Origin of the sequence: Pseudomonas agarici (assembly GCF_900109755.1) — a bacterium.
Taxonomy (GTDB): Bacteria; Pseudomonadota; Gammaproteobacteria; order Pseudomonadales; family Pseudomonadaceae; genus Aquipseudomonas; species Aquipseudomonas agarici.
The window spans coordinates 1-22,866 of sequence record NZ_FOAR01000004.1; the positions used below are offsets into that span (position 1 = coordinate 1).

Annotated in this window: 20 protein-coding genes; 7 read left to right on the forward strand and 13 right to left on the reverse strand. The window is 60.2% G+C overall.

Features of this window, described 5'->3' with window-relative positions; translation table 11 throughout:
* The 4 genes from BMX68_RS04785 to BMX68_RS26275 all read right to left on the reverse strand — a co-directional run.
* Nucleotides 1-1,906: T6SS effector BTH_I2691 family protein (locus BMX68_RS04785; protein WP_143063238.1), on the reverse strand; the 1,906-nt coding region annotated here is incomplete at its 3' end.
* A gap of 431 nt (nucleotides 1,907-2,337) precedes the next feature.
* On the reverse strand, nucleotides 2,338-2,613 hold the full coding sequence (locus tag BMX68_RS04790; protein WP_003213368.1) for an HU family DNA-binding protein: 276 nt from the start codon (nucleotides 2,611-2,613) through the stop codon (nucleotides 2,338-2,340).
* 188 nt (nucleotides 2,614-2,801) lie between these two features.
* Complete coding sequence (locus BMX68_RS04795) at nucleotides 2,802-3,950, reverse strand: NAD(P)/FAD-dependent oxidoreductase (protein WP_017132352.1); 1,149 nt, start codon at nucleotides 3,948-3,950, stop codon at nucleotides 2,802-2,804.
* A 42-nt stretch (nucleotides 3,951-3,992) separates the two neighbouring features.
* On the reverse strand, nucleotides 3,993-4,142 hold the full coding sequence (locus BMX68_RS26275) for a rubredoxin (protein ID WP_026013219.1): 150 nt from the start codon (nucleotides 4,140-4,142) through the stop codon (nucleotides 3,993-3,995).
* Between the two features lie 299 nt (nucleotides 4,143-4,441).
* Between BMX68_RS26275 and BMX68_RS04805 the strand changes: the two genes are divergently transcribed.
* Both BMX68_RS04805 and ubiA read left to right on the forward strand, forming a co-directional pair.
* Nucleotides 4,442-5,005: a chorismate--pyruvate lyase family protein gene (locus tag BMX68_RS04805; RefSeq protein WP_017132350.1), complete on the forward strand. Its 564-nt coding sequence runs from the start codon at nucleotides 4,442-4,444 to the stop codon at nucleotides 5,003-5,005.
* Nucleotides 5,005-5,895: a 4-hydroxybenzoate octaprenyltransferase gene (gene ubiA / locus BMX68_RS04810; protein ID WP_017132349.1), complete on the forward strand. Its 891-nt coding sequence runs from the start codon at nucleotides 5,005-5,007 to the stop codon at nucleotides 5,893-5,895. Before BMX68_RS04805 ends, ubiA begins: the two co-directional genes overlap by 1 nt.
* Nucleotides 5,896-6,012: 117 nt before the next feature.
* Here the strand turns inward: ubiA and BMX68_RS04815 are convergent, their stop codons facing one another.
* Nucleotides 6,013-6,456, reverse strand: coding sequence for a COG4315 family predicted lipoprotein (locus BMX68_RS04815; protein ID WP_017132348.1), 444 nt, complete (start codon nucleotides 6,454-6,456; stop codon nucleotides 6,013-6,015).
* A 151-nt stretch (nucleotides 6,457-6,607) separates the two neighbouring features.
* On the opposite strand from BMX68_RS04815, the gene phoB reads away from it, so the two are divergent.
* From phoB to BMX68_RS04830, 3 genes are all read left to right on the forward strand, one after another.
* Entirely contained in the window at nucleotides 6,608-7,297 is a 690-nt protein-coding gene (gene phoB, locus BMX68_RS04820; protein ID WP_003176964.1) for a phosphate regulon transcriptional regulator PhoB, read from the forward strand.
* 43 nt (nucleotides 7,298-7,340) lie between these two features.
* The gene (gene phoR, locus BMX68_RS04825; RefSeq protein WP_017132347.1) at nucleotides 7,341-8,663 is read left to right on the forward strand and encodes a phosphate regulon sensor histidine kinase PhoR; all 1,323 of its coding nucleotides are present in this window, start codon (nucleotides 7,341-7,343) and stop codon (nucleotides 8,661-8,663) included.
* A 269-nt stretch (nucleotides 8,664-8,932) separates the two neighbouring features.
* Nucleotides 8,933-10,276, forward strand: coding sequence for a hemolysin family protein (locus BMX68_RS04830; RefSeq protein ID WP_026013218.1), 1,344 nt, complete (start codon nucleotides 8,933-8,935; stop codon nucleotides 10,274-10,276).
* A 24-nt stretch (nucleotides 10,277-10,300) separates the two neighbouring features.
* Here BMX68_RS04830 and BMX68_RS04835 read toward each other — a convergent pair whose 3' ends face one another.
* The 8 genes from BMX68_RS04835 to BMX68_RS04870 all read right to left on the reverse strand — a co-directional run bounded on the left by BMX68_RS04835 (nucleotide 10,301) and on the right by BMX68_RS04870 (nucleotide 20,866).
* Nucleotides 10,301-11,197: a peptidoglycan DD-metalloendopeptidase family protein gene (locus tag BMX68_RS04835; RefSeq protein ID WP_017132345.1), complete on the reverse strand. Its 897-nt coding sequence runs from the start codon at nucleotides 11,195-11,197 to the stop codon at nucleotides 10,301-10,303.
* A 153-nt stretch (nucleotides 11,198-11,350) separates the two neighbouring features.
* Nucleotides 11,351-12,265, reverse strand: a complete 915-nt coding sequence (locus BMX68_RS04840) for a response regulator (protein WP_017132344.1) — start codon at nucleotides 12,263-12,265, stop codon at nucleotides 11,351-11,353.
* 161 nt (nucleotides 12,266-12,426) lie between these two features.
* Nucleotides 12,427-13,188, reverse strand: a complete 762-nt coding sequence (gene phoU, locus BMX68_RS04845) for a phosphate signaling complex protein PhoU (RefSeq protein WP_017124183.1) — start codon at nucleotides 13,186-13,188, stop codon at nucleotides 12,427-12,429.
* A 112-nt stretch (nucleotides 13,189-13,300) separates the two neighbouring features.
* Nucleotides 13,301-14,134: a phosphate ABC transporter ATP-binding protein PstB gene (gene pstB, locus BMX68_RS04850; RefSeq protein ID WP_017132343.1), complete on the reverse strand. Its 834-nt coding sequence runs from the start codon at nucleotides 14,132-14,134 to the stop codon at nucleotides 13,301-13,303.
* 153 nt (nucleotides 14,135-14,287) lie between these two features.
* A complete protein-coding gene (pstA, locus tag BMX68_RS04855) occupies nucleotides 14,288-15,958 on the reverse strand; it encodes a phosphate ABC transporter permease PstA (protein WP_017132342.1) in 1,671 nt (556 codons plus the stop codon).
* Nucleotides 15,959-15,973: 15 nt separating this feature from the next.
* Complete coding sequence (locus BMX68_RS04860; RefSeq protein ID WP_017132341.1) at nucleotides 15,974-18,259, reverse strand: ABC transporter permease subunit; 2,286 nt, start codon at nucleotides 18,257-18,259, stop codon at nucleotides 15,974-15,976.
* A 156-nt stretch (nucleotides 18,260-18,415) separates the two neighbouring features.
* A complete protein-coding gene (locus BMX68_RS04865; RefSeq protein ID WP_017132340.1) occupies nucleotides 18,416-19,414 on the reverse strand; it encodes a phosphate ABC transporter substrate-binding protein PstS in 999 nt (332 codons plus the stop codon).
* A 162-nt stretch (nucleotides 19,415-19,576) separates the two neighbouring features.
* Nucleotides 19,577-20,866 (reverse strand): MFS transporter, encoded by a 1,290-nt coding sequence (locus BMX68_RS04870; RefSeq protein ID WP_017132339.1) that lies wholly within the window; start codon nucleotides 20,864-20,866, stop codon nucleotides 19,577-19,579.
* Nucleotides 20,867-21,488: 622 nt separating this feature from the next.
* Here BMX68_RS04870 and BMX68_RS04875 point away from each other — a divergent pair.
* Complete coding sequence (locus tag BMX68_RS04875) at nucleotides 21,489-21,890, forward strand: acyl-CoA thioesterase (protein ID WP_017132337.1); 402 nt, start codon at nucleotides 21,489-21,491, stop codon at nucleotides 21,888-21,890.
* 52 nt (nucleotides 21,891-21,942) lie between these two features.
* On the forward strand, nucleotides 21,943-22,845 hold the full coding sequence (locus BMX68_RS04880) for a D-hexose-6-phosphate mutarotase (protein ID WP_026013217.1): 903 nt from the start codon (nucleotides 21,943-21,945) through the stop codon (nucleotides 22,843-22,845).
* Nucleotides 22,846-22,866 lie beyond the last annotated feature (21 nt).

Genomic DNA, 22,866 nt, shown 5'->3' on the forward strand with positions numbered 1-22,866 from the left:
TGTCGACGCTGTTGGGCGAACCGTAGGTGAACACCCCTTTGGCCAGTTGTGCATACCAGCCCATCAACACGCCCATTTGCGAGCGGGCCAGCCACTCCATGGGCGTCGGCTTTTCGCCATCGGCCAGCACCTTGTTGGCCTTTTCGAAGGCATTGATAATGCTTTTGCCGCGCTTGATTTCCTTGATCGCGGTGGCTGCAATGTCTTTGAGCGGCAAGCTTGCGAACAGCGATTTGCTTTCCGTCAAACCGTCTCGGGCGTCTTCTATAAGCGCCTGTTGGTTTAATGCATAAGCGCGCCAAAACAGGTTGCCTTCGGCAATGTGCAGGTCTTCCCACCACTGGGTCAGCAGGGCTTGCCCAGGGGGACAGGCCTCCATGCCCAAGGTGCACAGGGCCGTTTGTACCGCGAACGCCCACCCTCGCCGCAGATCCCGTGGGTCGTAGGCATGCAAGGCGTTGAGCAGGTAGGGGCTTTGCAACAGCGCCACATGATCCGCCGCTCGCGCCTCGGCCATGGCTTCACACTCGGCGGTCTTGGCCTCGAACTGTGCCAGGACCGTCTCGACCTCGTTCATATCCAGTTGATCAAACAGCTTGAGCGCCTGCTCGGCGGCTTGTTGCTTGCGCCGGGCGATGGCTGCTTCACCCATTTGTTGGCGGGTGGCACCTTTGGCCGCTTCACGCATACTCTCCCGCGCCTGCGCGCCGGTGTCGGGATAGCGTTGTTTCGCCTCTTTGAAGATTTGCGAGGTTTCATGAATCGCTTGCAGTTCGCCCATGTACAGCGTTCGGCGATGACGTTCACGGATGATGTAGGCTTCACGCTCGGCCTGGTTGGTGTCCGGGAACATGCCCAGCAGGTTGTCTTCGGTGTGGCTGTCGTGCGCCCAACTGTCGATGCGCTCATCGGCCTGTTTGATCCGATGCTCTTGAATGCCCTCGCGCACGTCTTTCAGGCGCAGTGCCACTTGCACCCGCCAGTGATTGCTGGCGCCGTCCTGTTCTTCATTGAGCCAAGGCTGCGCACCCTCCAGCGCGGCGTTACGCCAGGCGTTCAGTTCCTGGGTCACGCCGATTGCATCGCGCAACACCAGCACCGCGCCTTGCTCGCTTTCCAGCGTGTCGCGCAACGTTTCCAAGCGCAGTTGCGCGGCCATCAAACCCCCACTGTCGAGAGCATCGGGGGCGCACAGCGGTGGAAAGGCCTGCTGGTTCAATGCGTTGAGCAGCCCTGGCGAGCGTCCGGCCAGATGAGTCGGGGCTGCCTCTTGAGCCGTCTTCGTCGCGGTAATCCCCAGTGCCTGGTATTCCACCACCGAGTGCGCCAGGGCGCCGGACTCAAGGCTGAAGGGTTGTTGACGATGGCCACTGACCCAGTCCGCGGGGCTGAACCACTGCATTTTCCCTTCAGCCACCAACGAGGCGGCGCTATCGCGGTACTCGTCCAGCTTGGCGTTGGACAACGGGTCCGGCGTGTACAGCCAGTAGCTGTTTTTTACCATTTCCGGCTTTTCAATACTGACCACCGAGGTCGCGGCTGCGTTGGCATCCCGGTAGCAACTGAATGCCAATCCTGGGGACGGCGGATACAGCGGGGCGAACTGGAAGAGTCGCGCATCGTGGGTGATAAAATACGACTGCCAGATCTGCAAACCGTTGCGCTCGATCAGCACATACAAATAGCTTTTGCGCAGCATCCGCGCACTGAATCGCACCTGCGGGAAGTCGAAAGACTCGTCCATCGACACCACGCAGACCTTGTCCAACAAGGTCGAACTGTCGCTGCAAAACGCTGAGTGACGTAGCGGCAGGATCAACAAGCCCTGCTTTTCGCAGAAAGGACATTGACCAGAGGCACCCGGCACCACGGATTTCATCACAAGATCGATGATTGGGTTGCTCATGATCCAGCCCTCCCGCTGTGCAATCGCACAAGGGGGTTCTGCAGGGATAACGCTTCGTTGTTGAACAAGATGGAAGACATCCCTTTGCTCCTGAATTTCAAAGGAACGCAGAGAATAAAGACAGAACATCTATTAGATATGTCGGAAATTTCACCGCTGCTGGAAAGTTATTTCCCGATAAGGGCATTGCTTATCCAATCGCTTCTACGTTCCGCATGGAAATGTCCGTGACGTTCGGCGCCACAAAGCGGATTCATAGCCTCCAGAGCGCTATCCTCCCCCGGAAGGGCGTGTTCGAGATGGGAGCGATTCAGTGCGAGGCGCATTCCGGACCCTGTATGTACGCACTCCATAAAAAATAGGCACCCGATCCCATCGGCGTGCCCATTTTTTTGTAGCACTCCCCTTGCTCCGGGAGTCCAGCCTGACGCTTACGGGTTGACGCTATCTTTGAGCGACTTGCCCGGCTTGAATGCAACGGTATTGCTCGCCTTGATTTTCACTGGCTCGCCGGTTTGCGGGTTCTTGCCGGTGCGGGCACCGCGATGACGCTGCAAGAAAGTGCCGAAGCCCACCAGGGTGACGCTGTCTTTGCGGTGCAGCGCGCCGGTGATTTCTTCGAGCACGGCGTTGAGAACGCGGTTGGCCTGTTCTTTGGTGAGATCCGCTTTTTCAGCGATTGCAGCGGCGAGTTCTGGTTTACGCATAGTGAAGCCTCTTTGACGGTTTTTTGTTGTTATGTCCGTGCTGTTCTTCCAGAACAGCGCCCAAGGCGCCGCAGGCTCTACTCTGCGGCAGACGGGAGTGAGGATGGCACGGCCTCGGCGCCCGCGCCAGTCTGTCTGTGAGCTTTAGCGGCGCAAGAGCAAGGTGTTCGCGACAGAACACCCGCCATTTACGCCAGTAGTGGCGGGAGCTCTTTGTTAAGGGCCAGCTTTTCCATGACCGCACCGCCGGTCAGGGCGTATCCGAGCAAGCGACCGCTGGTATCGCGGCACAGCGCCTTGATGTCCGCGCCCTGCCCTTCGATCGTCCATACCCCCTCCATTCCCCGTGGCGGTGGCGAAACGACCAGCGGGCAGACCGGCGTCTTCACGGTGATGGGCATGGCGCCATAGCTCACCGCCGTGGCGTTGCCAGCCAGGGTCTGGGCCAGGGCGCGCGCGCAGCTCATCAGTGCCATGACATACAGCAGGTTCAGGCCGTCGACCTCGGCACAGTCGCCCAGGGCATAAATATTGGCGTGAGAGGTTTTCAGATAGCGATCCACCACCACCCCACGATTGACCTGCAACCCCGCCGCCGCAGCCAGGTCGGTACGTGGGCGCAGGCCGATGGCCGAGAGTACCACGTCACAGACCAGGGTTTCGCCGTTGGACAGGTGCGCCTCCAGGTGATCACCAGCGTGTTGCAGGCGGGTCAGCACCGGACCGAGGTGGAAACGCGCACCGAGGCCTTCCAGGCCAGCCTGCACCGCAGTAGCAGCCGTTGGGTGCAGCAGGGTCGGCATGATTTGTTCGCAGGGAGCAACCAGATCGACTTCATAGCCGCCGAGGATCAGGTCATTGGCGAATTCGCAGCCGATCAGCCCGGCGCCCAGCAGCAACACGCGCTTTTTTCCGGCCACTGCCGCGCGGAAACGGGCGTAGTCCTCCAGGTCGTTGATCGGAAAGATCGCTTCGGAGGCGTCGCCTTCCACCGCTACACGCACGGTTTGCGCGCCCCAGGCCAGGATCAGGTCGCGGTAGTTCACTGCCTCTTCGCCGATCCACAGGCGCTTGTGGCCCGGATCGATCCCGCTGATGGGGGTGTGAGTGCGGATCTCGGCCTTGAGCTGCTCGGCCATCGCACCCGGCTCGGCCATGCTCAACTCGTCGGCGTCCTTGTTCTTGCCAAAGCCGGTGGACAACATGGGCTTGGAGTAGGAGCGCCCGTCATCGGCGGTGATCAGCAACAGCGCAGTTTCGCCGTCGAGCTTGCGAAACTCGCGGGCCAGGTTGTAGCCGGCCAATCCGGTACCGACGATCACGACAGGTGCACTCATGCCTTTCTCCAGGCCCATTGAAAGGTGTTTGAATTTGCTCAATCAGGCGATTTCGATCATCTCGAAATCCATCTTGCCGACACCACAGTCCGGGCACAGCCAGTCTTCTGGAACATCCAGCCAAGAGGTGCCGGGCTTGATGCCATCATCCGGCCACCCCTTGGCCTCGTCGTAGATCAGGCCACAGACCACGCATTGCCATTTTTTCCGATGTTTCGGAGCATCTGGCTTTGGGTGCTTTTCATGTTTCTCATGATGATGATGCGCCTGCTCTTTTAAATCGCTCATTCCTATTTTCCTCGGTTCCCAGGCATTGATCGGCACGGACAGTCGATGAGTACAGCGTTGCCGTCCGGCTCAGGGGGTTTTGTACTGATCGAAGTCGGCAGATGCAAGCACGATCACTAGCCGTGGCCGCCCAAGCGCTCTAAATTAGCCGAGCACCCTGTGATAAGCTCGTCGCCTCACTGGCTGCCAATCAACTGCTTATCGTGCCGCACAAAGCCCCATTTCCGGCGTCTCCCACCTGGCTCACACAATGCCGACTGGCGACCCCGCCCAACGCCCAAACCCTCGACTGGCTGTTCGACGAGGGTTCGCTGACCCGCCGTCTGACTGGACTTTGCGACAACGCCTTCAGTGTCACGCCGCTGTTCGAGGGCTGGCAACCGTTGCGCGACGACGAGCGCGCTGCCCTGGACCTGCCCGCCGCTAGCCTCGGCTGGGTGCGTGAGGTGTATCTGTGTGGCCACGGCCAGCCTTGGGTGTTTGCCCGTAGCGTGGCGGCACAGGATGCCTTGCAGCAAGGTGGACTGAACATGGCCGAGCTGGGCAGCCGTTCTCTGGGTGAGTTGCTGTTCTGCGATCAGGCGTTCGAACGCCAGGTCATCGAAGTCTGCCATTACCCCGCACAATGGCTGCCGGCGCAATACCGCGTGAATGACCTTTGGGCCCGCCGCTCACGCTTCAATCGCGGCCCCTTGAGCCTGCTGGTGGCGGAAATATTCCTGCCGAGCCTGTGGCAGGCCGTGAATGCCGACCGGGAGCCTTGCTGATGTACCTGAACCTACTCAAGTCCATGAACCGCTTGCATCCGCGTGCCTGGGACTTCCTGCAACTGACGCGGATGGACAAGCCCATCGGCATCTATCTGCTGCTGTGGCCGACCCTGAGCGCGCTGTGGATTGCCGCCAAGGGCGTGCCGTCGCTGGGCCATCTGCTGATCTTCACCTTTGGCGTGGTGCTGACCCGCGCAGGCGGTTGCGCGATCAACGATTTCGCCGACCGTAAGGTCGACGGCCATGTCAAGCGCACCGCACAACGACCGCTGGCGGCAGGCAGAATCAGTGGCAGGGAAGCGGTGGCGGTGTTCGGGCTGCTGATGGGCATCAGTTTCCTGCTGGTGTTGTGCACCAACGCCACCACGGTCTGGTTTTCCCTCGGCGCGCTGGCCCTGGCGGCCTGCTATCCGTTTATGAAGCGCTACACCTATTACCCGCAGGTGGTGTTGGGGGCGGCGTACTCCTGGGGTATCCCAATGGCGTTCACCGCACAGGGCGCCAGCCTGCCCATGGCGGCCTGGTTGCTGTACATCGCCAACCTGCTGTGGACGGTGGCCTTCGACACTTATTATGCGATGACCGACCGCGAGGACGACCTGAAGATCGGGGTGAAGTCCACCGCCATCCTGTTCGGCGACGCCGACCGGGCGATTATCCTGACCTTGCAGGGCCTGATGCTCGGCTGCCTGCTGCTGGCCGGAGCACGTTTCGAGCTAGGCGGCTGGTTCCACGCCGGATTGCTGGTGGCAGCAACGTGTTTTGCCTGGGAGTCCTGGACCACCCGCGACCGCGACCCGCAGCGCTGCTTGCAGATGTTCCTGCACAACCATTGGGCGGGACTGGCGATCTTTATCGGGGTGGTGCTCGATTACGCGCTTCACTGACCAACCGGACCTGACAGGACACAACGGAACCTGGAACCCGGCTGGTCGGCGAAGCGTTTGCCGATAATGAAGACCTTCTCGTGGGCAAACTCCACTCCCGCAGGGAACGGTAGTGAATCAGGGTTTGGCGACGCGCCAGACACCGCCCTTGCCGTCACCGTTCTTGTCACCTTTCTTATCGTCCTTGAAGGTATACAGCGGCTTACCAGCATAGGCCCACTGCAACTTGCCGTCATCGCGCTTGATCACGCTCCACTTATCATCCCCCTTGTCTGTGGCGCTAGCGCTCAGCGGCGGCCAGTTGGTTTCGCAGGGATCACCATTGCAGGCCGACTTCCCGGCAGAGTCCTTGTCGAAGGTATAAAGCGTCATGCCATGGTGATCGACCAACACTCCCTTGTGGCTCATTCCGGGACCGGCCATCATCTTCTCGTGGCTCATCGCCGAATCGGCCTTCATCCCCTCATGGCCCATCGCCGGATCGGCGGCCCAAGCCCACGCTGGCAGCGACAGCGCCGCAGCTACCATCAAGACTTTCAACGAAAACGCAGAGCGAGTCATCAGAACCTTCCTTTCGTGGTTGTAGATTCGAACTCCCAGCGTAGCCCATGGAAGCGGCAATTGCCGCAGACACGAAAATTGTCACATGACTGCAATAATTTCGTTATCTAATGCGACGCAAGACGGTTAAATGACAAGAGGATTAAGGGATATGGTTGGCAGGAGCATTCTGATCGTCGACGACGAAGCCCCGATTCGGGAGATGATCGCTGTCGCCCTGGAGATGGCCGGTTATGACTGCCTGGAAGCCGAAAACTCTCAACAGGCCCATGCAATCATTGTCGATCGCAAGCCTGACCTGATCCTGCTCGACTGGATGCTGCCCGGCACCTCGGGTATCGAACTGGCCCGGCGTCTCAAGCGCGACGAGCTGACGGGCGATATCCCGATCATCATGCTCACCGCCAAAGGCGAGGAAGACAACAAGATCCAGGGCCTTGAAGTCGGCGCCGATGACTACATCACCAAGCCCTTTTCCCCTCGCGAGCTGGTCGCCCGCCTGAAGGCCGTGTTGCGCCGCGCCGGCCCGACCGACGGCGAAGCGCCGATCGAAGTCGGCGGCTTGCTGCTCGATCCCATCAGTCACCGCGTGACCATCGACGGCAAGCCCGCGGAAATGGGCCCCACCGAATACCGCCTGCTGCAGTTCTTCATGACCCACCAGGAACGCGCCTACACCCGTGGGCAGTTACTCGACCAGGTCTGGGGCGGCAACGTCTACGTCGAAGAGCGTACCGTCGACGTGCATATCCGCCGTCTGCGCAAAGCCCTCGGCGATGCCTACGAGAATCTGGTACAAACGGTACGCGGCACCGGTTATCGGTTTTCCACCAAGGGCTGAACCGATTTTCGCGCAATGATTGCTGACAAGGACGCATGTTGAAGTGAATCAAAACTGGCATGGCACCCTGATCCGCCATTTGTTGTTGCTGGCGACCGCCTGCCTGCTGGTCGGCCTGATCACTGGTTATTACGGTTGGGCAGTGGCTGTCGGCCTGGGGATTTACCTTGGCTGGACCCTCAAACAGTTGATGCGCCTGCATGAATGGCTGCGCCAACACAAACCCGAAGAAGCACCACCGGACGGCTATGGTCTGTGGGGCGATGTGTTCGACAGCATCTATCACTTGCAGCGCCGCGACCAACGCGTGCGCGGGCGCCTGCAAGCGGTGATCGATCGGGTCCAGGAGTCCACCGCCGCCCTCAAGGACGCGGTGATCATGCTCGACAGCGACGGCAACCTGGAATGGTGGAACCGTGCCGCGGAAACCCTGCTCGGCCTCAAGACTCCACAGGACAGCGGCCAACCGGTGACCAATCTGGTGCGTCACCCGCGCTTCAAGGAGTATTTCGAGCAAGACAGTTACGCCGAGCCGCTGGAAATTCCTTCGCCGACCAACGACCGCTTGCGTATTCAGCTGTACATCACCCGCTACGGCAATAACGAGCACCTGATGCTGGTGCGCGATGTCACACGCATCCACCAGTTGGAACAGATGCGCAAGGACTTCATCGCCAACGTATCTCACGAACTGCGCACGCCGCTGACGGTGATCTGCGGTTACTTGGAAACGCTGCTGGATAACGTCGAGGAAGTGAACCCGCGCTGGCTCCGTGCCCTGCAGCAGATGCAGCAGCAAGGCGGGCGCATGCAGACCCTGCTCAATGACCTGCTGCTGCTGGCGAAGCTGGAAGCCACCGGCTACCCGTCGGATAACCAGCCAGTACGCATCGACACCCTGCTGCAATCGATCCGCAATGACGCCCAGGCGCTGTCCGGGCAGCGCAATCAGACCATTATCCTGGAGGCCGACGACTGCGTCCGGCTCAAGGGCAGCGAGGCGGAATTGCGCAGCGCGTTTTCCAACCTGGTATTCAACGCCGTCAAATACACCCCGGCCGAAGGCACTATCCGCATCCGCTGGTGGGGCGACGAACACGGCGCGCACCTCAGTGTGCAAGATTCGGGCATCGGCATCGACAACAAACACCTGCCGCGCCTGACTGAACGTTTTTACCGTGTCGACTCAAGCCGCAACTCCAACACCGGCGGCACCGGGCTCGGCCTGGCCATCGTCAAGCATGTGCTACTGCGCCATCGCGCCCGCCTGGAAATCAGCAGCGTACTGGGCCACGGCAGTCAGTTCACCTGCCATTTCGTCCCGGCACAAGTCACTCGCGAGCACAAAAACAAGCTGTCCACTTGATCACCGTACAGGCCACTAGTGGCCTGTACGGTGAGTTCGTTAGCTCAAGTTCGGATGCCATAAGTCCATGGCCAAGGCGCTGTGACGAGTCATAGCCGGGCTATGGCGAGGAACAGCAACGCAGGCCAGGGATTTAGGGCGCCGAAATGGACTCATAGAACTCACCACACAGGCCACTAGGCAAGGCTGGCATCTGCCGCTACATTAATCGGCTGGTGCTCTGCCGAGCACACCTTCAAATTGAAATACGGAACCCGTAAAACTCCATCATGGACCCTTCCCCTAGTAGCTTGACCCTCGCCACGATGTTCGCCGATTTCGGCATGATTCTCTTTGCTTTGATCCTGGTTCTGCTCAACGGCTTCTTCGTTGCGGCCGAATTCGCCATGGTCAAGCTGCGCTCGACCCGAGTCGAGGCCATCGCCCACAAGAACGGTTGGCGCGGACAGATCCTGCGCACCGTGCACAACCAACTGGACGCCTACCTGTCCGCCTGCCAGCTGGGTATCACCCTCGCCTCACTGGGCCTGGGCTGGGTCGGTGAACCGGCCTTCGCCCACCTGCTGGAACCGGTGCTCAGCGCCGTCGGGGTGCACGCCGCCGAGGTGGTTAAGGGCGTATCGTTCTTCACCGCGTTCTTCATCATCTCCTACCTGCACATCGTGGTCGGTGAACTGGCCCCCAAATCCTGGGCGATCCGCAAGCCGGAACTGCTCTCGCTATGGACTGCGGTGCCGCTCTACTTGTTCTACTGGGTGATGTACCCGGCCATCTACCTGCTCAACGCCAGCGCCAACGCCATCTTGCGGATCGCTGGACAGGGTGAGCCGGGGCCTCATCATGAACACCACTATAGTCGCGAAGAGCTGAAGCTGATCCTGCACTCCAGTCGTGGCCAGGACCCCAGCGACCAGGGCATGCGCGTGCTGGCCTCGGCCGTGGAAATGGGCGAGCTGGAAGTCGTCGACTGGGCCAATTCCCGGGAAGATCTGGTGACCCTGGACTGCAACGCGCCGCTCAAGGAAATCCTCGCCCTGTTCCGCCGCCACAAGTTCAGCCGTTATCCGGTGTATGACGCCGAACGCAATGTGTTCGTCGGCCTGTTGCACATCAAGGACCTGCTGCTGGAGCTGGCGGCCCTGGACCATATTCCCGAATCGTTCAACCTGGCCGAGCTGACCCGCCCGCTGGAGCGCGTGTCCAAGCACATGCCGCTGTCACGCCTGTTGGAGCAGTTCCGCCAGGGCGGTTCGCACTTCGCGCTGGTGGAGGAAGCCGACAGCAAGGTCATCGGCTACCTGACCATGGAGGACGTGCTGGAAGTGTTGGTGGGCGATATCCAGGACGAACACCGCAAGGCCGAACGCGGCATCCTCGCCTATCAGCCAGGCAAACTACTGGTGCGCGGTGACACTCCGCTGTTCAAGGTCGAACGCCTGTTGGGCATCGACCTGGACCATATCGAGGCCGAAACCCTCGCCGGGCTGGTCTACGAGACCCTGAAACGAGTGCCGGAAGAGGAAGAGGTGCTGGAAGTCGAGGGCCTGCGCATTATCATCAAGAAGATGAAGGGTCCGAAGATCATCCTGGCCAAGGTGCTCAAGCTCGACTGACACCCAGGAGGCTAGCCTTTCCGGCTACCGCCCACCCACCGCGAAGTTCGGTAGAGCCTCCACCGGCTGGTTGAATTGGTACGGAATCGATACTAATCCCAGCCCGGTGTTGCGCTGCACCACGAAGTGCAGGTGCGGCCCGCTGCTGTTGCCGGTATTGCCCGACAACCCCAACGGACTGCCCACCACCACGTGCTGGCCTTCGCGCACGCTGACCGAACCTTGCTTGAGGTGCAGGTAGACGCCCATGGTGCCGTCATCGTGCAGCACCCGGACGAAGTTTCCGGAAGGATCGGTGCCACGCCCGGACTGGTCACTCTCGGTCTTGACCACCACCCCGTCGCGCGCCGCGATAATCGGCGTGCCCACCGGCATGGCAATGTCCATCGCGTAGCGGCTCTTGGCGCCGAAGTGGCTGTAGGAACCGTTCGGCCCCTGGGTCAGGCGAAACGGCCCGCCACGCCACGGCAAGGGGTACCGATAGCCCTGGGCCTGCCCCGAGGGATCGCCGAGGGAATATCGAAACTTCGGGGTATACACCAACGGCTGCCCGGCCTGGGTCGCGGTGAGCAGCGCCAAACGCAGGCTGGCGCGAGCCGGCACCACCTTGCGGATCGGCTGGGGCGGCGCGCCGCTGACGTTCCTCAACGCGCCGAAGCCCAACTCGATCTCCACCGGCGCATACAGGTCGTTGCGCACGTAAACGCTGTCGACACCGTTGTGCTGGCGAATATCCAGACGCACCTGGTGTTCCAGGTGCTCGATCATTCGATCCCGGAACACAAACACCTGCGCGCCGGGCGCCGGGCGATCGCTGTAGGAGACCACGCCATCGGCGTTCACATACTTGTAGATGGTCATGGCTGCAGCCGAGGTGGCGACCACCGACAGGCCGCAGACAAACAGTAAACGCAACAGCATATGCGCGAATCGCCGAATCAAACGTAAGCACCAGACTAGCAGGTAGAGAGGGCGCTTGTATGGATCACGTGGACATCGGCGGCTGTCGGAAAGAAGCAGCCAGGAGTGACAGACAACGCGGCGCACCAGGCGCACCGCGCTATCAGGCAGGAATCAGGCGCCGGGAACGAAGTGCTTCTGGGCGGTGCCGCGAGCGATCAAGCGGGAAATGTAGTCGAGCTTCTGGGCGTCCTGGTCGATAAATCGGAAGGTCAGTTGCAACCAGTCGCTGTCCGGCGTCGGTTCGTGGGCGACGACCGCATGCAGATAACCGTTCAGGCGGGCGATCTCGGCATTGTCGCCCTGCTCCAGATCGAGCACAGCGCTTTCGAGGACTTGCGGCAGGACCTCGCCACGGCGCACCACCACCAAGGCTTCCTTGATGCTCAGCGCCTTGATCACACACTGCCGGGTGCCACTGGACAGGCGCAACTGGCCCTGACCGCGACCGCCGATTGCCGCGCTGGCCGCCACCGGCGGCCGTGCCGGCGGGCTGTTGAGCAAACCCTTGGTCGAAGCCGAGGCCGGCGTCGCGACGACCGTAGGCGCCACCACACTGGCCTTACCGCCGGTCAGCGCACTCAGGGAATCGTTGGCAAAGGCCGAGTTCGCCTGGGTCGGGGCACTATTCATCAAGGCGTCGAGCTTGCCGACCTTGTGCAGCGCCTGCTTGACCTTGGTCAGCAGTTGTTCATTGGTAAAGGGCTTGCTGACGTAGCCGGACACTCCGGCCTGGATCGCCTGCACCACGTTCTCTTTATCGCCACGGCTGGTGACCATGACGAACGGCATGGCCTTGAGATTGTCCTGGCCCCGGCACCAGGTCAGCAATTCCAGGCCGGACATCTCGGGCATTTCCCAGTCGCACAGCACCAGATCGAACGCTTCACGCGCCAGCAGCGCTTGGGCCTTGCGACCGTTGACGGCGTCTTCGATCCGGATGCCCGGGAAGTAGTTGCGCAGGCACTTTTTCACCAGATCACGGATGAACGACGCGTCATCCACCACCAACACACTGACTTTACTCATTGACCATTCCTCTAAAAGTCCCGGCCAGCATACTGGCTAATGGCCATTTACCCAAAACTGATAAGTCACACCGGGACTTTGTCCTTTGCGAGTGCGCGTAAAATTCTTATGCCACAAATAAAAACGCCCGACCTCAGGCCGGGCGTTTCTCTCGGGCAATCTTACTTATCGTCAGCTTCGCCGGGAACATTAGCGGTTTCGGACAAGGTGCCCTCAACTTCCTGGCGCATGCGCTTGAGGCCCATGTGCCGCACGTCGGTGCCGCGTACCAGATAGATCACCAACTCGGAAATATTGCGCGCGTGGTCGCCGATTCGCTCCAGCGAGCGCAGCACCCAAATAATGCTCAGTACCCGCGAGATGGAGCGCGGATCTTCCATCATATAGGTGGCCAGCTCGCGCAGGGCGGTCTTGTATTCACGGTCGATGATCTTGTCGTACTGCGCCACCGACAACGCCAGCTCGGCGTCAAAGCGGGCAAAAGCGTCCAGTGCGTCGCGCACCATGTTGCGCACCTGGTCACCGATATGCCGGACCTCGACATAACCACGCGGCGCCTCGCCTTCCTCGCATAGCTGAATGGCTCGGCGGGCGATCTTGGTCGCCTCGTCGCCGATGCGTTCGAGGTCGATCACCGATTTGGAGATGCTGATGATCAGCCGCAGGTCGGACGCTGCCGGTTGGCGACGTGCGAGGATGCGCAGGCATTCCTCGTCGATATTGCGTTCCATCTGGTTGATCTGGTCATCGATTTCGCGCACTTGCTGGGCCAGGCCCGAATCGGCCTCGATCAGCGCGGTGACCGCGTCGTTGACTTGCTTTTCCACCAACCCGCCCATAGCCAGCAGGTGGCTGCGTACTTCTTCCAGCTCCGCATTGAACTGCGCGGAGATATGGTGGGTAAGACCGTCTTTATCAATCATTGATATTCGCTCCGCGAAACATGCAGGCTGCACGTTTCAAGCAGTTATGGGTTGATCTGAATGGGTTCAGCTTGCATTGCAGCGCTTCTGGGTTCGTGGCTCACCACTGCTTCTAGCCATAACGACCGGTGATGTAGTCTTCGGTCTGCTTCTTCGCCGGATTGGTGAACAGGGTATCGGTGTCGCCAAACTCCACCAGTTGGCCCATGTACATGAACGCGGTGTAGTCGGAAACCCGAGCCGCCTGCTGCATGTTGTGGGTCACGATGACAATAGTGAACTTTGATTTCAATTCGTAGATCAGTTCTTCGACCTTGAGGGTCGAGATCGGATCGAGCGCCGAGCACGGTTCGTCGAGTAATAGGACTTCCGGCTCTACCGCGATGGTACGGGCGATGACCAAACGCTGCTGCTGACCACCGGACAGGCCAAGTGCCGAATCGTGCAGGCGGTCCTTCACTTCATCCCACAGGGCAGCGCCCTTGAGGGCCCATTCCACAGCCTCGTCGAGGATGCGCTTCTTGTTGATACCCTGGATGCGCAGGCCATAGACCACGTTTTCATAGATAGTCTTGGGGAACGGGTTCGGCTTCTGGAATACCATGCCGACCTTGCGGCGCAGTTCGGCCACATCCTCGCCCTTGCGGTAGATGTTGTTGCCGTAGAGCTTGATCTCGCCCTGTACGCGGCAACCGTCGACCAGATCGTTCATCCGGTTGAAGGTGCGCAGCAGCGTCGACTTGCCGCAGCCGGACGGACCGATAAAAGCGGTCACGCGTTGCTTGGGGATGTTCATGCTGACGTCGAACAACGCCTGCTTCTCACCATAGAACAGGCTCAGGCACGGGACTTCGATGGCCACGGTTTCACTGGCCAGGTCCAGGCTTTGTTTACCGCGGCCAAGCGCCGATATGCTGATGCCGTGGGTATGGGTTTCATGCTGCATGGGTAAACTCCCTGCGCTAACAAATTCGTTTCAATAAGCCGCTGGCACACTACCGGGCCGACGGTAACACCGTTCAATAGGAGCCGGGCTCGCCGGGCCGCCGCGAAAGGGTCCTGAAGACCGCCAGCAGCCGCAGGCAAGCCCACGCCCACATCAGCTATCCAGCGCCTTGTACTTCTCGCGCAGGTGGTTACGGATCCACACGGCCGACAGGTTCAGCGTGGCAATCACCAGCACCAGCAACAACGCCGTGGCATACACCAGCGGGCGCGCCGCCTCGACGTTCGGGCTCTGGAAGCCGACGTCGTAGATGTGAAAGCCCAAGTGCATGATTTTCTGGTCCAGGTGCAGGTACGGATAGTTGCCGTCCACCGGCAGCGACGGCGCCAGTTTCACCACGCCCACCAGCATCAGCGGTGCCACCTCACCGGCGGCACGAGCCACGGCGAGGATCATGCCGGTCATCATTGCCGGGCTGGCCATCGGCAGGACAATTTTCCATAGCGTCTCGGCCTTGGTCGCGCCCAGCGCCAGCGAACCTTCACGGACCGTGCGGGGAATCCGCGCCAAGCCTTCCTCAGTGGCCACGATCACCACTGGCACCGCCAGCAGCGCCAGAGTCAGCGAGGCCCAGAGCAAACCCGGGGTCCCGAAGGTCGGCGCCGGCAGGGCTTCGGGGAAGAACAACCGGTCGAGCGAGCCGCCCAGCACGTAGACAAAGAAGCCCAGGCCGAACACGCCGTAGACGATGGCCGGAACGCCCGCCAGATTGTTCACGGCAATGCGGATGATCCGCGTCAGCGCGTTCTGCTTGGCGTATTCACGCAGGTAGACCGCCGCCAATACGCCGAACGGTGTCACGATCATCGCCATGATGAGAGTCATCATTACCGTACCGAAGATCGCCGGAAAGATCCCGCCCTCGGTGTTGGCTTCACGCGGGTCGTCGCTGAGGAACTCCCAGACCTTGCTGAAGTAGAAACCCAGCTTGGTCAAGGTGCCCATGGCGTTCGGCTGGTAAGCATGCACTACCTTGCCGATGCCGATCTCCAGTTCTTTACCATTGGCATCACGGGCCGTCAGGCTGTCGCGATTGAACTGGCCGTGCAGGTCGCCGAGGCGGGTCTCGATAACCTGGTAACGCGCATTCAGTTCGGCCTTCTCGGCCTCCATGTCAGCCTGGGCAATGGCATCGAGCTTGCCTTCAAGCTCGAGCTTGCGGCCATGCAGACGAATCCGCTCAAGACCGGCGTTGATCGCGCCGATATCGGTTTTCTCCAGGCTCTTGAGCTGCTTGGCCAGGTCGTTGACACGGTCGATACGTGCTTGCAGTTCAGGCCAGGCGGCCTGCCCTTCGGCGATGACCTTGCCGTTTTCCTTGACGTTGACCAGGGTACCGTAGAAATTGCCCCACTCACGACGCTCCACGGCCATCAGTTCCACCGGCGCGGTCTGGTCGGTCAACCACTCACCCACGACCCAGGTAAAATCGTTGCCGTTCAGGTCACGGTTACCGACCTTGATCAACTCCCGGGTCATAAACTCGGGGCCTTGGTCCGGCACCGGCAAGCCGGCCGCCTGCAGGCGCGCGCGCGGTACTTCTTCCTTCTGTACCACTTCGCCGACCACGATCTGCCTGGCTTGGCCCGGTACGCCATACTGGGCGTGAATCACGTCCGCCGGCCAGAAGTGGCCCAGGCCGCGAACTGCAATCACCGCCAGCAAGCCGATGGTCATGATGACCGCGATGGACACCGCACCACCGCTGATCCAGACACCGGGGGCGCCGCTCTTGAACCAGCCATTCAGGGAGTTCTGTTTCACAGACTTCTACCTTTATTAAAGCGACGAGTATTTCTTGCGCAGACGCTGACGAATCAGTTCCGCGAGGGTGTTCATGATGAACGTGAACAACAGCAGCACCAGCGCCGAGAGGAACAGCACGCGGTAATGACTACCGCCCACTTCCGACTCCGGCATCTCCACCGCCACGTTGGCCGCCAGGGTGCGCAGGCCTTGGAACAGGTTCATCTCCATCACCGGGGTATTGCCGGTGGCCATCAGCACGATCATGGTCTCGCCGACAGCACGACCCATGCCGATCATCAACGCCGAGAAGATGCCCGGGCTGGCGGTGAGAATCACCACCCGCGTCATGGTCTGCCAAGGCGTGGCGCCCAGGGCCAGGGAGCCCAGGGTCAGGCCACGCGGTACGCTGAACACGGCGTCTTCGGCGATCGAGTAGATGTTCGGGATCACCGCGAAGCCCATGGCCAGGCCAACCACCAAGGCGTTGCGCTGGTCGTAGGTGATGCCCAGGTCATGGGAGATCCACAGGCGCATGTCACCGCCGAAGAACCACGACTCCAAGTGCGGACTCATAAACAGCGAGAACCAACTCACGAACAGGATCACCGGAATCAGGATCGCACTTTCCCAGCCATCCGGCACCCGCAGGCGCAGCGACTCGGGCAGCCGGCTCCAGGCGAAACCGGCGACCAGAATGCCGACCGGCAACAACATCAGCAGGCTGAAGATCCCCGGCAGGTGTCCCTCGACATACGGTGCCAGGAACAGGCCAGCGAAGAAGCCGAGGATCACCGTCGGCATCGCTTCCATCAGCTCGATCACCGGCTTGACCTTGCGGCGCATGCCCGGCGCCATGAAGTAAGCGGTATAGATCGCCGCCGCGACGGCCAGCGGCGCGGCCAGCAGCATGGCGTAGAACGCCGCCTTCAGGGTACCGAAGGTCAGCGGCGCCAGGCTCAGCTTGGGTTCGAAGTCGGTGTTGGCGGCAGTCGATTGCCAGACATATTTAGGCGCGTCGTAGTTTTCGTACCAGACCTTGCTCCATAGCGCACTCCAGGAGACTTCCGGGTGTGGGTTGTCGAGGGCCAACGGTTGGATCTTGCCACCTTGCTCGACGATCACTCGGTTGGCTCGCGGCGACAGGCCAAAGACGCCTGGACCGTCGACCACCTGGTCCACCAGCAGCGTTCGGTGAGCGGTACTGTGGAATACGCCAAGCTTGCCGGAGGCATCCAGGGCGACAAAGCCCTTGCGCCGTTCTTCGGCGGTGATTTCGACGATTGGCATGGTGCCCATCTGGAAGCTGCGGATCGGTTTCAGACGCAACTCGCCATCCGGGTCGCGGGCCATGAACCACTGGCCGAGACCGCCCTTGGAGTCACCGATGATCAGCGAGATACCGCCCACCAACTGCGTACTGGCGGTCACTTCGCTATCGGCATCGTCCAGCAGCTTGTAGCGACCGTTCAGACTCTTGTCGCGCAGGCTGAACACGTCGGCCTGGGCACGCCCGTTGATCACGTACAGCCACTGCTGGCGCGGATCGATGTAGATCGCCTTCACCGGCTCGGTCATCTGCGGCAAGTCGATACTCTTTTGCTCGCTGGTGACCTCGCCAGTCATCATGTTCTCTTCCTGGGTCAGCGCCTGCACATGCAGTTGCGCACCCGTGGAGCCCACGATAATCAGCGTCGTATCAGTGGCGTTGAGGTTCACATGCTCAAGCGCGTGACCCTCTTCATCGAGAGTGATCGGGGTTTCGCCATAGGGGTATTCAATGGCCGGGGAGATGGTCTTCTTACCGTCCGGGTACGTCACTTTATAGGTGTGACGGAACACCAGGACCTGACCATTGGACAGGCCGACGATGACCAGTGGAACACCCGGCTGGTCTTTGCTGATGGACGTCACCTGGGTGTTCGCCGGAATCGGCAGGTTCACCCGGGACAATTCAGTGGCATCGGCAACGGAGAAGAACAGCACCTGCCCCCGGTCGGAAACCCGCATGCCCACCTGGTTCTGCTCTTCCAGGGAGATCATCAGGGGGTTGCCGGCATCGCGCATCCAGGCCGGAGTAATGGCTTCTTCCGCCGTCAGCGAGGCGCCCTGGAACAGCGGCAGGACCACATAAGCGAGGAAGAAGAAGATCAGCGTAATCGCCGCCAGGACGGCCAGGCCGCCGACAAACACGTACCAGTGAGTCAGGCGATCCTTGAGCGCGCGAATGCGACGCTTGCGTTTGAGTTCAGGCGTATTGAAGTCAATGCGCTTGGGGGGAGAAGTCGTAGTCATGGTGGAATTGGCCGGATCGTTCATGCGCACACCCTAGCGGTCCTGTATGACAGAAAGATGACAGTGTGGTGACACACGGAAGCCGCCGCCCAGCACAGCCGGCAGCGGATTCGAAAATGGGTGTGTGGGAGCGAATCTAGCCCGCTCCCACATGCCGGATCATGTTCTGCAGATCAAGGCTTACTTCTTCGCGGCGTTACCTTCGCTCAAACCCAAGTCCGCCAGTGCCTTGGTGACAACCTTGGCTGGCAATGGGATATAGCCGTCTTTCACCACCACTTCCTGGCCCTGTTTGGACAGCACCAGTTTCACGAACTCGGCTTCCAGCGGAGCCAGAGGCTTGTTCGGGGCTTTGTTGACGTAGACGTAGAGGAAACGCGACAGCGGGTATTTGCCGTTCAGTGCGTTTTCTTCGCTGTCTTCGATGAACTCGGTGCCGCCTTTCTTGGCCAAGGCCACGGTTTTCACGCTGGCGGTCTTGTAGCCGATACCTGAGTAACCGATACCGTTCAGCGAAGAGCTGATGGACTGCACAACGGAAGCCGAGCCAGGCTGTTCGTTCACGTTAGGCTTGTAGTCACCTTTGCACAGGGCTTCTTCCTTGAAGTAGCCGTAGGTGCCGGATACCGAGTTACGACCGAACAGTTGGACCGGCTTGTTGGCCAGGTCGCCAGTCACGCCCAGGTCGCTCCAGGTCTTGACATCGGCTTTGGCGCCGCACAGACGGGTCGAGGAGAAAATCGCATCGACTTGTTCCATGGTCAGGTGCTGGATCGGGTTGTCCTTGTGCACGAATACCGCCAGGGCATCCACCGCAACCGGGATGGCTGTCGGCTTGTAGCCGTACTTTTGCTCGAAGGCAGCCAGTTCGGTGTCCTTCATCTTGCGGCTCATCGGACCCAGGTTCGAAGTGCCTTCAGTCAGCGCAGGTGGCGCGGTAGCGGAACCGGCAGCCTGAATCTGAATGTTCACGTTCGGGTATTCTTTCTTGTAGCCCTCGGCCCACAGCGTCATGAGGTTTGCCAGGGTGTCGGAACCGACGCTGGACAAGTTGCCCGACACGCCTTGTACTTTTGTATAGGCCGCAATGGACGGGTCTACACCAGCGGCCACCGCATGGGCAGTCGCGACGCCCGCAGCGACAAAAGTCATGGTCGCCATCAAACGTTTCAGTTTCATGCCTTGCTCCTAGCAGAGAGGGTTAAGTTGAATTGGGGCCAAGTATCGGTAGGCCACATGAACACTCTATGACTGGTATGTGACAGTTAGATGAAAGGCCAGCATCCATTTGCAGGGCCAACCTTTACCTCTGAAACACCCGGAGCCCAGAAGATACGTGGCTTAGCGGCCCTTCGCCCACAGATAGCCGCCGACCAGCACGCCGACGCTGCAAATTATTGCAACATAATACGCCGGGCCCATCGGGCTTTCCTTGAGCAGCAGGGTGACCACCATCGGAGTCAGACCGCCAAAGATCGCATACGCCAGGTTGTAGGAGAACGACAGGCCACTAAAGCGCACCACCGCCGGGAAGGCCTTGACCATGACATAGGGCACGGCACCGACAATGCCAACGAACAGGCCGCTCAAGGCATATAACGGGAACAGCCATTCGCGATGAGTCGCCAGGGTGCTGTAGAAGGTCCAGAACGTCGCCATTAGCGCCAGGCTGCCAAACACAAACACCCGGCCAGCGCCGAAGCGGTCGGCCAGCGTACCGGAAATGATGCAGCCCAACGTCAGGCAAACCGTCGCCAGGCTGTTGGCCTCCAGCGAGACGTTCGGGGCGAAGTGGTAGGCGGTCTGCAGCACGGTCGGGGTCATCAGGATCACCACCACCACCCCAGCGGACAATAGCCAGGTCAGCAGCATCGAGATCAGGATCGCCCCGCGGTGATTGCGCAGCACCGCGCCCAGAGGAATACCATCGGACAATGCCTTGCGTTGCTGCAACTCGGCGAACACCGGGGTTTCATGCAACCAGCGACGCAGGTACACCGAAAACAGGCCGAACACGCCTCCCAGCAAGAACGGCATACGCCAGGCGTAATCGCTCACTTCGGCCGGGGTGTAGACGCTGTTGATCAGCGTCGCCACCAAAGAACCCAGCAGGATGCCGACGGTCAGGCCTGAAGTCAGGGTGCCGCAGGCAAAACCGATCTGCCGTTCCGGTACGTGCTCGGCGACGAAGACCCAGGCGCCCGGCACCTCACCACCGATTGCGGCCCCCTGGATCACCCGCATCAACAGCAGCAGGATCGGCGCCCAAATGCCGATCTGTGCGTATGTTGGCAGTAGGCCCATGATCAGGGTCGGCACGGCCATCAGGAAAATGCTCAGGGTGAACATCTTCTTGCGCCCCAACAGATCGCCAAAATGCGCCATGACGATGCCGCCTAGCGGCCGTGCCAGATAACCGGCGGCGAAGATGCCGAACGTCTGCATCAGGCGCAGCCACTCCGGCATCTCCGCCGGAAAGAACAATTTGCCCACCACCGCCGCAAAAAATACAAAAATGATGAAGTCGTAGAACTCCAACGCACCTCCCAGGGCAGACAGCGACAACGTTTTGTAGTCATTACGGGTCAGCGGGCGCGAAGGTTGCGCAAGGCTGGGAGACACAGTGCTCATTGCAAGGCTTCTCTTATATAAATAGGTATTGGTAGCTATCTGCACTCACCGATCGCGTCTACAGGTCGACGCCGACCGGCCAGCCCACGCCGCCTATGATCATTACACAGTAAGCCCGAACAACGGGCTTGGCTTGAGGATCGGCGGTGTCAGGCCACCAAAGATCGCACAAGCCAGGTTGTAGCAAAACGATAAACAGGTAAAACATATTGCCGCCAGAAACTCATTGACCAGCACGAACGGGCAAGCCGCGCAGTACTCAAAAGCACGGTGATCATGAGGATCGACACGGACGGAGTCGTTACGGAGAGGTGCGTAAAGCCTGAAAAAAGATAACAAAATGTTTCAAAAAGTAAACCAGAGCCCGATATAGAGCGATCAAAAGGGCTTTCTGATGGTCGTAGTCGAGAGGGCCGATGGATATACTGGTCAGTGTTGTCTGAATGGATGCTGTGCAAAAACGCCGTTGGAAGCCCATTCCAGCCGGTTTCGCAGAGTTTCCCTTTAGTACGCCTTAGAGAAACGTGACGAACTAAGTATGTTCGAGCTGAATCGTTTTTCCTGAAGACGGCTATTCACCGGCAGTACCAACGTAGTGTCACGGGTCAGAGGCACCCCCCGTATGATCGAACTCGAACAAGAAGACCCTATTCCGCAAGGCGATCTTGCCCTGCAAATCACCGCGCTTCCGCGTGAAACCAATGGTTTCGGCGATATTTATGGCGGCTGGCTGGTCAGCCAGATGGATCTCGCCGGTACGGCGATGGCCAGCAAGGTAGCCGGCGGTCGTGTGGCTACGGTCGCCATCGACCGCATGGCGTTCCTGGTGCCGGTCGCGGTTGGCGCACAGCTATCCTTTTATACCCAGGCCCTGGAAATCGGTCGTAGCTCGATCAAGATGATGGTCGAGGTGTGGAGCGACGACCCACTGTCCAGCGAATGGCGCAAGGTCACCGAAGCGGTGTTCGTGTTTGTCGCCATCGACGGCAGCGGGCGCACTCGCTCCGTACCACCACGGCGCTAACCCGAGCTTTTTTTGCGGTCCATTGCAGTTCCTGTTGCCGAGCGAGAACACCATGAGCACGCCCTACGTTGAAACGGTCAAGCTGGATGAACTGAATTGCTGGCGAATTCGCCACGGTCAAGCCGAATTGTTGGTGGCCCAGCAAGGCGCGCATATCCTCAGTTATCAATTGGTCGGGCAACCGCCGCTGATCTGGCTCAACGATCAGGCCCAGTTCAAGCACGGCAAGAGCATTCGCGCCGGCGTGCCGGTGTGCTGGCCATGGTTTGGGGTGTTCGCGCGCAACCCGAACAGCGTCCAGGCAATGCACCGGAGCAGCGAACCGCCCACCGCCCATGGTTTCGTCAGAACGCTGGAGTGGACGTTGCTCGGTATCCAGGCCGAAGACGACGGTGTGCTGGTGGAGTTCGCCGTACCGATGCCCGAGGGTGGTTTTGCCGGCTGGCCGCACCAGGTCGGACTCAAGCTGGCGATTCACCTGGGTGACCAGTTGCGGATCAGCCTCACCAGCGAAAACCTCGACGATCACCCCGTCACCCTCAGCCAGGCACTGCACAGCTATTTCGCCGTCAGCGATGTGCGCAACGTGCATGTCGAAGGCGTGGACGGCCTGAGCTATATCGATACGGCGGATAACTGGAAGCCGGCCAGGCAACAGGGCGAGTTGCGTTTCACCGGTGAAACCGACCGCATCTACCAGAATGTGCCAGCGCAGTTGAGCATCGTCGACCCGGCCTGGGAACGGCGTATCGAACTGAGCACCAGCGGCTCGCGCTCGACGGTAATCTGGAACCCATGGATCGGTCGCGCCCGCCAGTTCACCGACATGGCCGACGACGGCTGGCAGAAGATGCTCTGCATCGAAACCGCGAACGTGATGGATGATGTGGTGACGCTGACACCAGGCGCCAGCCATACGCTTAGCGTGACTATCGGCAGCAGCCCGCAGGCCTGACTTGCCCGCTTGCCATAATGG